Raw genomic sequence first — 11,319 nt, 5'->3', positions numbered from 1 at the left:
AGCAACTAATGTGATCTCTCCCGCTGGTCGGAATGACAAATAAAAAAAACGCAAATCCACAAAGTTTATAATCTGCGATTCGAGACCGAAGTTCGAATAGAGGAAGTAACTTGCGGTAAATTTATTTTCGGTTTCTACTCACTCTCCTTCGGAAAGGGTCGGGGTGAGGATTAATTTTCCTTCGTAACAATCTGCATCGTTTCTCGGCTCACTTGTTTTAAAAGAACTGTTTTATTTTGTTCGACAGTTTGTGCGGCCTTATCATTAAAATGTCTGATGGTGTAAAGCGTCACATTTTCATCAAAATCGACTTTGAATTTTTTAGAAAGTATTGGGTTCAAATCTTTAAAATTTTCAAATTTATCCTCAACGCATACCGAAAAACTAATAGCTGAATTCTGAATTAGATTTACTTTCAGTTTAAATTGGTGAAACAAAGCAAAGATCTCGCTGATGTTTTCTTCCATAATAAAGGAGAAATCTATAGAGGAAAGTGAAATCAAAAGCTGATCTCTTTTGACGATAAAACTAGGAATTTGCCATTCTGAATCAGAGCCTTTGGATACGCAAGTCCCAGCCAACATTGGATTTATAAATGATTTTACATACAAAGGAATTTCCTTTTTCTGTAATGGCTGCAAGGTTTTTGGGTGAATAACTGTCGCGCCATAAAAAGCCATTTCTATTGCTTCGCGATAGGAAATATGACTGAGTAAACTCGCATTTTCAAAATATCTTGGATCGGCATTCATCACTCCAGGAACATCTTTCCAGATAGTTACGCTTTCAGCATTGAGGCAATATGCAAAAATTCCTGCGGTGTAATCGGAGCCTTCACGACCTAAAGTGGTGGTGAAATTGTTTTCGTCAGAACCCAAAAATCCTTGGGTAATGTTCAGCATTTTTTTCTTGACGTTTTTAGAAATAGTAGCCTGAGTTAATTCCCAATCTACTTCGGCATCTCTATAATTCGAATTGGTTTTTATGAAGTTACGCACATCGAGCCATTGGGTTTTAATGCCCATAAAACTCATAAAATGGCTCAAAATTGTAGTCGAAATCAATTCTCCATAACTCACAATTTGGTCATAGACAAAGTTGTAATTTGGTGATTTGTTGTGTGCTAAAAAATATTCTAATTCTGAAAACAGCGTGTTTACAGCAGCAAAAACCTCGTTTTTTTCGTCATCGAATAAATCCAACAAAATTTGATTGTGGTATTTTTTTACTTCTTGCACCGATGAATTCAATTCTTCCGATTTTTCGAAATAGTTTTTTATTACTTCTTCGAGAGCATTTGTCGTTTTCCCCATGGCGGAAACCACCAACAATACATCTTCATAACCCACTTTTTGTAAAACGTCATATACGTTTTTTATTCCTTCGGCATCTTTTACAGATGCGCCACCAAATTTGAATACTCTCATATTAAATTAAGATTTCAGATTTCAGATTTCAGATTTTTAGCATGAAATTTGAAAGCGATTTATTTTTATGTTTATTTTTTTTCTAATTATTCTTTGGGTGTGACCACTTATGTTTTCCTGTTTCGGCTCCCTCTCCTTTGAAGAGAATTGGGGTGAGGATTTTTATTTTAACTTATTATCAACGAAACAGTTGATTGCATCTTCACTCATTTGGACAACTTTCCAATCGTCGAGTATTTTTGCTCCTGAATTTTTGTAGAAATCTATTGCTGGAGTATTCCAGTCTAAAACATTCCATTCAATTCTTCGAACCTTATCTTTTTTTCCTTGCTTAATAACTTCAGAATACAAGCCAAAACCTACTCCTGACCCACGCATACTTTCTTTTACCACCAAATCTTCTAAATGAATAGTTTTTCCTTTCCAAGTAGAATAGCGGTAATAATATAACGCGATTCCAACGATTTCCGATTCTACCTCGGCCACAAAAACATGAAATAAAGGTGTTGAGGAAAAACCATCCCGAATTAAATCCTCAACAGTAATAACAACAGCGTTTGGTTCATTTTCAAAAACGGCCAGTTCCTTAATAAGGCTTAAAACAGCCTCCATATCTTCGGGATTTCCTTTTCTGATATTCATAGTTTTTAATGTGAAAAATGGCTAAATAAACAAAATACAAATAAATTACATGGCAAATATACAATTCTGATAAACGAATGATATAAAATATTTTCAATTTCACAAAAAATCCGATATTTGTGACTTCAAACCAACTACAACGATTTCGCTATGGAAGAACGCAACAAGACATTAGGAGAATTTATTATCGAAAATCAAGCTGCCTTTCAATATTCGTCAGGCGAATTATCAAGAATCATTAATTCTATAAGATTAGCCGCCAAAGTGGTCAATTATAAAGTGAATAAAGCGGGATTGGTCGATATCATTGGTGCGGCTGGCGCACAAAATATTCAAGGAGAAGATCAGCAAAAATTAGATGTTTATGCTAATGAAATCTTTATTCAAACCCTTATAAATCGCGAGATTGTTTGCGGAATTGCATCCGAAGAAAACGACGAATATATTACCGTGGAAGGGAATGATAATTGTCACAATAATAAATATGTGGTTTTGATGGATCCACTCGATGGGTCATCGAATATTGATGTAAATGTTTCTGTTGGAACTATTTTTTCGGTTTACAGAAGAATTTCTCCCGTAGGAACTCCTGTAACAATTGAAGATTTCTTGCAACCTGGTATCAATCAAGTTGCGGCTGGTTATGTAATTTACAGCACCTCGACAATGCTAGTTTACACCACTGGTCATGGTGTAAATGGATTTACTTTGAACCCAGCTATTGGAACATTTTATCTTTCACATCCAAATATTCAATTTCCAAAAAACGGAATTATTTATTCTGTAAACGAAGGGAATTACGTTCATTTCCCGCAAGGCGTAAAAGATTACATCAAATATTGCCAACTCGAAGAGGACGAAAGACCCTATACATCGAGATACATAGGAAGTTTGGTTTCTGACATTCACAGAAATATGCTAAAAGGCGGAATTTATTTGTATCCAACCAGTTCAAAATCACCCAAAGGGAAGTTGAGATTGCTTTATGAATGCAATCCTATGGCGTTTATTGTAGAACAAGCCGGAGGAAAAGCATCGGATGGATTGAATCGAATAATGGAAATTGAACCCAAAGAATTACACGAAAGGGCGCCTTTCTTTTGTGGTAGTTATAATATGGTCGAAAAGGCCGAAGATTTTATGCGATTGGCCAAATTAAGCAAATACTAATACCCAAAAATAAAGGAAGCTCTCCAATTGAAGAGCTTCCTTTATTTTATAAAATTTTGAAAGTTATTGGTTCAACCACCAAATACTCGCATTCAAAACCGTTGCAAAACTCACCCAAAGCAAGTACGGAATCAATAAATAACCTGCAATTTTATTAATTTTAACAAATTTGGAAAAGGTTTCATAAATCATCAACCATAAGATTACAATTTCTAGACCAGCCAACATTGGGTTTTTTAAACCAAAAAACATGAAGGACCACAAGGCATTCAACCCCAATTGAACGGCGAAAAAAACCAAGGCATTTTGGACCGCTTCTTTTTCTTGTTCCATACGATTCCAAACCAATCCTGCCGCAACTCCCATCATAATGTAAAGCATACTCCAAACGGGGGCAAAAATCCAATTTGGCGGATTAAAACTAGGTTTTACCAATGTGGGATACCAAGTCGTTATTGCCGAACGTGTGATTATACCTGAAAAATAGCCTACCACTAAACACGTAACCACTACAACTAGAATTTTGGAAATCTTGTTCATCGTTTAATTTTTTTCAAATTTAATCAAAACTTTGACCGATTCAACAAATGAAAGAAATCAGTATCTTTGCCCAAATTTTAAATTGATGTTTTCAGCAAACGATTTTATACCATCACCATACTCTCATTCTATAGAAACAGGAAAATTTCAATGGAGTTCGCCAAGCAACATCGCATTGGTTAAATATTGGGGGAAAAAAGACAAACAAATTCCAGCCAATCCTTCGGTGAGTTTCACTTTGAATAATTGCAAAACGATTACCAAATTGGCTTTCGCCAAAAAACAAAACCAAGATACTTTTTCTTTTGATTTACTATTTGAAGGAAAACCGAAAGAAGATTTCAAACCAAAAATCCAACAATTTTTTGAAAGAGTTTTGGTTTATTTGCCTTTTTTAAAGAAATATCAATTTACTATTGATACCCAAAATACTTTTCCACACAGTTCCGGAATTGCTTCGTCAGCTTCAGGAATTGCAGCTTTGGCAATGAATTTAATGAGTTTGGAAAAAGCGTTAAACCCAGAAATGACGGAAGATTATTTTTATCAAAAAGCCTCTTTCTTGGCGCGTTTGGGCTCGGGAAGTGCTTGCCGAAGCGTAAAAGGAAAAGTGGTTGTTTGGGGAGAACATAAAAATATTCAAGGGAGTTCCGATTTATTTGGCGTTCAATTTTCAAACGCCATACACGATAATTTCAAAAATTTTCAAGACACGATTTTATTAGTTGACAAAGGCGAAAAACAAGTTTCGAGTTCCGTGGGTCATAATTTAATGAACGGACATCTTTTTGCCGAAAGGCGATTTGAACAAGCTCACGAAAACTTGGAAAAATTAATCCAAGTTTTCGAAAGCGGAAATTTAGACGAATTCATCACAATTGTCGAAAGCGAAGCTTTGACTTTGCACTCGATGATGATGACCTCGATTCCGTATTTTATTTTAATGAAACCCAACACACTGGAAATAATTAATGCAATTTGGAAGTTTCGAAATGAAACCAAAATCCCGGTTTGTTTCACTCTGGATGCTGGTGCAAACGTACATGTTTTGTATCCAGAAAATACTAAAGAAAGTGTTTTGCAATTTATTAAGGACGAATTAGTTGACTATTGTCAAAATGGTCAGTACATTTGTGACGAAATTGGAATTGGTTCTATCGAAAACTAAAAACGTTTAATTTTTAATTTGATACAATATGAACATTGAATTAGAGAAATCAGAGTTACTAAAATTGTTGTCTGAAACCAACGATGAGTCTATAATTGCCTCTATCAAAAAAATATTCAAAACCAAAAAAAAAGATTTTTGGGATGAATTAACGGAGGAGCAACAAGATATCTTAAACGAATCATTGGAGCAATATGAAAGAGGTGAATATTCATCATTTGATGAGTTTATAAAACCACACCTTTAGCAATGAAAAGAGAAGTCGTAATTACTCCTCGAGCCAAAATTGAAATTCAAAATGTTTTTGATTATTTGGAATCTAAATGGAATGAAAAAACAAAAAAGAAGTTTTCAAATAAAATCAAGTACATTTTAAATTTAATCGGTGAAAATCCAGAATTATTTCCAGTTTCGAATGTAAATAGAAAGATTAGAAAAGCTGTAATCAGCAAACAATCGACTTTATTTTATCATTTTAACAGCAAGCATATTATTGTACTTTCGGTTTTTAATACCAGACAAAACCCAACAAAAATTAACAAAATAAAATAAGTTCAAATTAATATATGAAAGGACCTTTATTTTACTCAAAAATATTACTCTTTGGAGAATACGGAATTATTCGCGACTCGAAAGGCTTGTCTATTCCTTACAATTTTTATAATGGTGCGCTGAAACGAGAAGAAAATCCATCAGCCGAAGCTATAAAATCTAACGGGAATTTAAAGCGTTTTCTTTCATATTTAGAAACTTTGCAAAGCGAACAACCCGAGTTGGTTACTTTTGATTTAGCGACTCTAAAAAACGATGTCGATACTGGAATGTTCTTTGACTCCAGCATTCCGCAAGGTTATGGTGTGGGTAGCAGTGGTGCATTGGTCGCAGCTATTTATGATAAATATGCACAAAATAAAATCACGGTTCTAGAGAATTTGACTCGGGAAAAACTATTACAACTCAAAACTATTTTCTCCCAAATGGAATCCTTTTTCCACGGGAAAAGTTCTGGCTTGGATCCTTTGAACAGCTATTTGAGCATTCCTATTTTAATCAATTCTAAAGACAATATCGAGGCAACAGGAATCCCGACCCAAAGTTTGGAAGGAAACGGAGCCGTATTTTTATTGGATTCAGGAATTGTTGGCGAAACTGCTCCAATGGTTACTATTTTTATGGAAAAATTGAAAGATCAAGGTTTCCGAAAAATGTTGAAATCGCAATTCATAAAACATACCGATGCTTGTGTCGAAAATTTCTTGGGCGGCGATATGAAATCTTTATTTGCTAACACCAAAAAACTTTCGAAAGTCGTTTTGAACAACTTCAAACCTATGATTCCGGAACAATTTCACGGCATATGGCAAGCAGGAATTGACTCGAATGATTACTATCTAAAACTTTGTGGTTCAGGTGGTGGCGGTTACATTCTTGGCTTTACTCAAAACCTAGAAAAAGCAAGAATTTCCTTAAAAGACTATAAATTAGAAGTCGTTTATCAATTCTAAAAAAAAAATGCTCAACAGAAAGAACAAACTTTTAGTGATGAAATTTGTCAGTTTGTTCTCTGTAATTAGAGGGTACAACATTCCGATAATAGTTTTGGCCCAATATCTTTCGGCAATATTTATACTTGCACCCGAAAAAAGAGCCTTGTCCATCCTACTCGATTTCGATTTATTCATCATTGTTTTTGCTTCTTCGCTGACAATTGCATCGGGTTACATCATTAATAATTTTTACGACAGTAATAAGGATTTAATCAATCGCCCCAACAAGTCTATACTCGACCGATTGGTTAGTCAGAAAACAAAATTACAAGTTTATTTTAGTTTGAATTTTATTGTTGTTTTTTTGGCAATTTTTGTTTCTTGGCGTGCTTTTTTATATTTTTCGGCTTATATTTTCTTAATTTGGTATTATTCACATAGAATCAAAAAATACCCCATAATAGGGAATTTAACTGCTGCCTTTTTAGCAATTCTACCTTTTTTCGCCATTCTTTTGTATTACAAAAATTTGTACGAAGTTATCTTGGGTCACGCAGCTTTCTTGTTTTTATTACTTTTGATACGCGAAATAATCAAAGATTTGGAAAACATCAAAGGCGATTTGGCCAACGATTACAAAACCATTCCCATCACTTATGGGGAAGATATTTCCAAAAAAATAATTACCTTCTTAACAATTTCGACTATAATTCCAGTCTATGTTTTAATCGAAATTTTCGACGTGGGATATATGGATATGTATTTTTATTTCTGCCTAATAATCTTGATTTTTTTCTTGCTACGCCTTTGGAAATCGAATACAAAAGAACAATTTGTACAACTCCATAATGTATTGAAATTTCTTATTGTGACAGGCGTTTTCAGCATCATTCTCATTAACCCAAGTGTATTGTGGCACGGGAAAAAATTGCTGCAATCAATTTAATTTTTTAGGAGCTATTTACTTCGTCAGCTCGTTTTGCTCGTGTCCTGCTGTTCGTTTCGATCTTTTGTGCCGAACAACTGCACAAAAAGATTTTCACTGTTATCAGGACTAAAACCCTAATCCACACGGAATTCGCTTTTAAAAAAAGTAAGCCACAGATTCACAGATTTTAAAGAGAAATTAATTTATGAAATGGATACTTGGTTTTAAAAAACTCTTAAAACTATAGTGTTAAAAACAATTTTTATATTTAAAATCTGTGAATCTGTGGCGTTTTATTCTTTACAGCAGGATTCTATTTTAATATCGAATGCCCTGCCTAATCCAAAAACAATCAACTATTAAGCAATAAAAAACTATCTTTGCACAAATTATAGAATATTATGAATAACAAGGAAGGCAACAATAATAAAAGCGGCGGTAGAGCAAACAGCTCTAGGCCAAGCTCAAATAAGCCAAAACCTGCGATGCAAAAAAGGGCACAAGGGCCTAAAAAAGTAAAGACAATTGTCAAAGTTGCAGATACAACTGACAAAGTGGAGAAAAAACCAAATCAGGCACCAAAAAGACCAAAAGTAAAAGACGAAATTCGTTTGAATAAATACATCTCCAATTCTGGAGTGTGTTCCCGTCGTGATGCCGATATTTACATCCAATCTGGAAACGTAAGAGTAAATGGAATTCCTGTAATCGAAATGGGTTATATGGTAAAACCAGGAGATGTCGTGAATTTTGATGGAGCCACTTTGACACCAGAGAAAAAAGTGTACATCTTGCTAAACAAACCCAAAAACTTTACCACAGCACTTGACGAAGGTCAGGAATACCGTAATGTTTTGGAATTGGTAAAAGGATCAACAACTGCAAAAATTGGAGCTGTTGGAAGAATGGATAAAAACACGACTGGTCTTTTATTGTTTACAAATGATACGGACATGATTCGTAAATTTACTTTACCAACGAACAAATCATCCAAAATTTACCAAGTTTCTTTAGATAAAAATCTGAAATTTGAAGATTTAGAAAAAATAAACAAGGGTTTAGTTCTTGATGGACACCGAGTTTTTGTTGAAGACATCAGTTATATCGAAGGTGAAGCAAAAAGCGAAATTGGATTGAAATTAAGATCAGCCAACGTTAAAGTGGTTCGTTCCATTTTTGAGAATTTTAGTTATGATGTTTTGAGAATTGACAGAGTAGCTTTTGCAGGTTTGACCAAAAAGAATTTACCAAGAGGAAACTGGAGATTACTTACTGAACAAGAAATCATTAATTTGAAAAACGTATAATTTTTTCTGTAATCAAAAAATCTGATAGAAAAAATCATAACATACCATACATTTATTCAATGATAAAAGGCAAGAGAAAAGAGTAATTCTTTCTTCTTGCCTTTTTGCTAATTCCACATTTCGGAATAAAAAAGATTATTTTGCCGCAGCAAATCTTCTAGAAACTTCTTCCCAATTAATTACACTAAAGAAAGCTTCAATATAATCAGGTCTTCTGTTTTGGTAGTTCAAGTAATAAGCGTGTTCCCAAACATCCATTCCTAAGATTGGAGTTCCTCCACAACCTACACCAGGCATCAAAGTGTTGTCTTGGTTTGGTGTTCCGCAAACTTCAAGTTTTCCGTCTTTCACACACAACCAAGCCCATCCTGAACCAAATTGAGTCGCTCCAGCTTTGGCAAAAGCCGCTTTAAATACATCAAAAGAACCAAAAGCGCTATCAATAGCAGCAGCTAATTCACCAGTTGGCAATCCACCACCGTTTGGAGACATTACAGTCCAGAATAAATTGTGATTGTAAAAACCACCACCGTTGTTACGAACAGCACCGTTTTTCAAATCAAGATTTCCTAAAATTTCTTCGATAGTTTTACCTTCTAATTCCGTTCCTGCAATAGCAGCATTCAAATTAGTAGTATATGCATTATGATGTTTTGTATGGTGGATTTCCATCGTGCGAGCATCAATATGAGGTTCTAATGCGTCGTAAGCATAAGGTAATTGTGGTAATTCAAAAGCCATAATATTGTTGTTTAAGTGATTTATAAATATTTTATTCAAAATTAAACAATTAACTTTGAAAAGGAAATTCTATTTCGTTATAGTTTTATTAAATAAATTGATAATTGTTTTTTTAGGAGCTATTTCCAGCTTTCCGTTGCAATCTTTTCTTTTTTTAAAGAAAAAAAAGAAAAGGATTTCCACTGCTATCTGGGCTAGGGTATTCGGGATAAGAGAAATTTAGTTTTTTGAATTATGATTATGAGTTTCAAAAACTTCTAATTGGTAAACTTGAATAATTCGATTGTGTTTATTTCCAAAACTTTTGATACTATTTCCAAAGTAGAAAGGGTTGCATTTGCTCTGCCAGCTTCTAATCTAGATATTTTACTTTCCTCAAAATTACATTTGTCAGCCAAATCCTGTTGCCCTATATTTTTCTCTTTTCGGATCTTCTGAATTTGTTTACCAACTTGTATTTGTATTGATTCTTCCAAACTTTAATTATCATTTACGACAAGTCAAAATTTGGTATGTATTTGTTTAATATGGTTATCGTAAATGATAACTAAAAAAAATATTTTGTCCAAATGTGGAAAGCCGTAAAGTATTGTGGTTTTTCGTCGATAGATTTGGGATAAGATTAGAAATAAGCAAACTGCAAAAGCAAAAAACAATAAACTAAACAACAAATTATGGATTTAAAAGACCAACTTAAATTAATTGCTGATCGAACAAAACACAAAGACAACATTCAAACCGAAGAAGCTACGAAAAACGCATTCATAATGCCTTTTTTACAAAGTTTAGGTTACGATGTTTTTAATCCATTAGAAGTTGTTCCTGAATTTGTTGCTGACATCGGGATTAAAAAAGGCGAAAAAATTGATTATGCCATTTTCAAAGATGGAAATCCAACGATTTTAGTTGAATGTAAAGATTGGCGACAAAATTTGAATGTCCACGATGGACAGCTCTTAAGATATTTTCACGTTTCAAAAGCAAAGTTCGGATTGTTGACCAACGGAATTGTTTATCGATTTTATTCCGATTTAGTAATGCCCAATAAAATGGACGAAAAACCATTTTTAGAATTTAACATTACCGAAATTAAAGACAACCAAATTGAGGAATTGAAAAAATTTCACAAAGCTAATTTCGATGCCGAAAGCATTGTAAATACAGCCAGTGAAATGAAATTTATGAACGAACTCAAACATTTGCTAAACAAAGAACTTACAGAACCAACTCCAGAATTTGTAAAGCATTTTGCCAAACAAGTTTATCCGAGCGTTGTAACAGCAAGGGTTTTGGAACAATTTACAGAATTAACTAAAAAGTCTATTCAGCATTACATTAGCGATTTAATCACCGACAGATTAAAAACTGCGTTGTCAAAAGAAGACGAAAAAAGCAAAATTGAAAATTCTTCCGAAATTTCAGCAGAACAAAATCTGGAAGATATTAGCAAAGTAAATACAACAGCCGAAGAATTGGAAGGGTTTTTAATCGTGAAAACTATTTTACGACAAAACATACCAGCAACTAGAGTAACATATAGAGATGCGCAATCTTATTTTGCCATTTTTCTTGATGACAATAATCGAAAAGCAGTTTGTAGATTATATTTAAACGGCGGAAAAAAATTCATTGGATTGTTCGATGAAAACAAGAAAGAAACTAAAAATGAAATAGAAACTTTGGACGATATTTTTAAATATTCAACAGAATTGTTGAAGACTATTGAAATGTACGAAAAGTAAAAATGATGTTTTTTGTTTTCATAGTTTGAATTACCTTTGGCTTAAGTCAAAGGTTTTTTGTTTAAATTTATTGGCTTTATCCAAAAGTATAGCAACTCATTTTTGAGTGATTAAATTAAACCGAGCCTACAGCTCTTTTTTCTATTTTTTAGGTTGTAAACTGGACT

General features: G+C 33.6%; 13 protein-coding genes. 8 read left to right on the top strand and 5 right to left on the bottom strand.

Annotation, left to right across the window (positions count from 1 at the left end):
• Positions 1 to 170: 170 nt before the first annotated feature.
• Positions 171 to 1,427 carry an aspartate kinase gene (locus tag FNW17_RS01965; RefSeq protein ID WP_143391590.1) on the bottom strand — a complete coding sequence of 419 codons (1,257 nt, stop codon included), beginning with the start codon at positions 1,425 to 1,427 and terminating at the stop codon, positions 171 to 173.
• 162 nt (positions 1,428 to 1,589) lie between these two features.
• The gene (locus tag FNW17_RS01960) at positions 1,590 to 2,069 is read right to left on the bottom strand and encodes a GNAT family N-acetyltransferase (protein ID WP_143391589.1); all 480 of its coding nucleotides are present in this window, start codon (positions 2,067 to 2,069) and stop codon (positions 1,590 to 1,592) included.
• 150 nt (positions 2,070 to 2,219) lie between these two features.
• Between FNW17_RS01960 and fbp the strand changes: the two genes are divergently transcribed.
• Positions 2,220 to 3,239: a class 1 fructose-bisphosphatase gene (gene fbp / locus FNW17_RS01955; protein ID WP_143391588.1), complete on the top strand. Its 1,020-nt coding sequence runs from the start codon at positions 2,220 to 2,222 to the stop codon at positions 3,237 to 3,239.
• Positions 3,240 to 3,302: 63 nt separating this feature from the next.
• On the opposite strand, the gene FNW17_RS01950 is transcribed toward fbp, so the two are convergent.
• Positions 3,303 to 3,779, bottom strand: a complete 477-nt coding sequence (locus FNW17_RS01950) for a TspO/MBR family protein (RefSeq protein WP_126563189.1) — start codon at positions 3,777 to 3,779, stop codon at positions 3,303 to 3,305.
• Positions 3,780 to 3,864: 85 nt separating this feature from the next.
• Here FNW17_RS01950 and FNW17_RS01945 point away from each other — a divergent pair, with 85 nt between their 5' ends.
• From FNW17_RS01945 to FNW17_RS01920, 6 genes are all read left to right on the top strand, one after another.
• A complete protein-coding gene (locus FNW17_RS01945; protein WP_144070746.1) occupies positions 3,865 to 4,947 on the top strand; it encodes a diphosphomevalonate/mevalonate 3,5-bisphosphate decarboxylase family protein in 1,083 nt (360 codons plus the stop codon).
• Between the two features lie 28 nt (positions 4,948 to 4,975).
• Positions 4,976 to 5,194: a hypothetical protein gene (locus FNW17_RS01940; protein ID WP_144070745.1), complete on the top strand. Its 219-nt coding sequence runs from the start codon at positions 4,976 to 4,978 to the stop codon at positions 5,192 to 5,194.
• Between the two features lie 2 nt (positions 5,195 to 5,196).
• Positions 5,197 to 5,499 (top strand): type II toxin-antitoxin system RelE/ParE family toxin, encoded by a 303-nt coding sequence (locus FNW17_RS01935; protein ID WP_143391585.1) that lies wholly within the window; start codon positions 5,197 to 5,199, stop codon positions 5,497 to 5,499.
• A gap of 14 nt (positions 5,500 to 5,513) precedes the next feature.
• Positions 5,514 to 6,452, top strand: coding sequence for a mevalonate kinase family protein (locus tag FNW17_RS01930; protein ID WP_143391584.1), 939 nt, complete (start codon positions 5,514 to 5,516; stop codon positions 6,450 to 6,452).
• A 7-nt stretch (positions 6,453 to 6,459) separates the two neighbouring features.
• Positions 6,460 to 7,380, top strand: coding sequence for a geranylgeranylglycerol-phosphate geranylgeranyltransferase (locus FNW17_RS01925; protein ID WP_143391583.1), 921 nt, complete (start codon positions 6,460 to 6,462; stop codon positions 7,378 to 7,380).
• 383 nt (positions 7,381 to 7,763) lie between these two features.
• Positions 7,764 to 8,669 (top strand): pseudouridine synthase, encoded by a 906-nt coding sequence (locus tag FNW17_RS01920; RefSeq protein ID WP_143391582.1) that lies wholly within the window; start codon positions 7,764 to 7,766, stop codon positions 8,667 to 8,669.
• Positions 8,670 to 8,804: 135 nt separating this feature from the next.
• Here FNW17_RS01920 and FNW17_RS01915 read toward each other — a convergent pair whose 3' ends face one another.
• A complete protein-coding gene (locus FNW17_RS01915; RefSeq protein WP_143391581.1) occupies positions 8,805 to 9,410 on the bottom strand; it encodes a superoxide dismutase in 606 nt (201 codons plus the stop codon).
• A 257-nt stretch (positions 9,411 to 9,667) separates the two neighbouring features.
• Positions 9,668 to 9,886, bottom strand: coding sequence for a helix-turn-helix domain-containing protein (locus FNW17_RS01910; protein WP_143391580.1), 219 nt, complete (start codon positions 9,884 to 9,886; stop codon positions 9,668 to 9,670).
• A gap of 198 nt (positions 9,887 to 10,084) precedes the next feature.
• Here FNW17_RS01910 and FNW17_RS01905 point away from each other — a divergent pair, with 198 nt between their 5' ends.
• Complete coding sequence (locus FNW17_RS01905) at positions 10,085 to 11,152, top strand: type I restriction endonuclease (protein ID WP_143391579.1); 1,068 nt, start codon at positions 10,085 to 10,087, stop codon at positions 11,150 to 11,152.
• Positions 11,153 to 11,319: the final 167 nt, after the last annotated feature.

It is taken from the genome of Flavobacterium franklandianum (assembly GCF_007097365.1).
Taxonomy (GTDB): domain Bacteria; phylum Bacteroidota; class Bacteroidia; order Flavobacteriales; family Flavobacteriaceae; genus Flavobacterium; species Flavobacterium franklandianum.
This window is presented reverse-complemented; position numbering and strand designations above follow the sequence as displayed.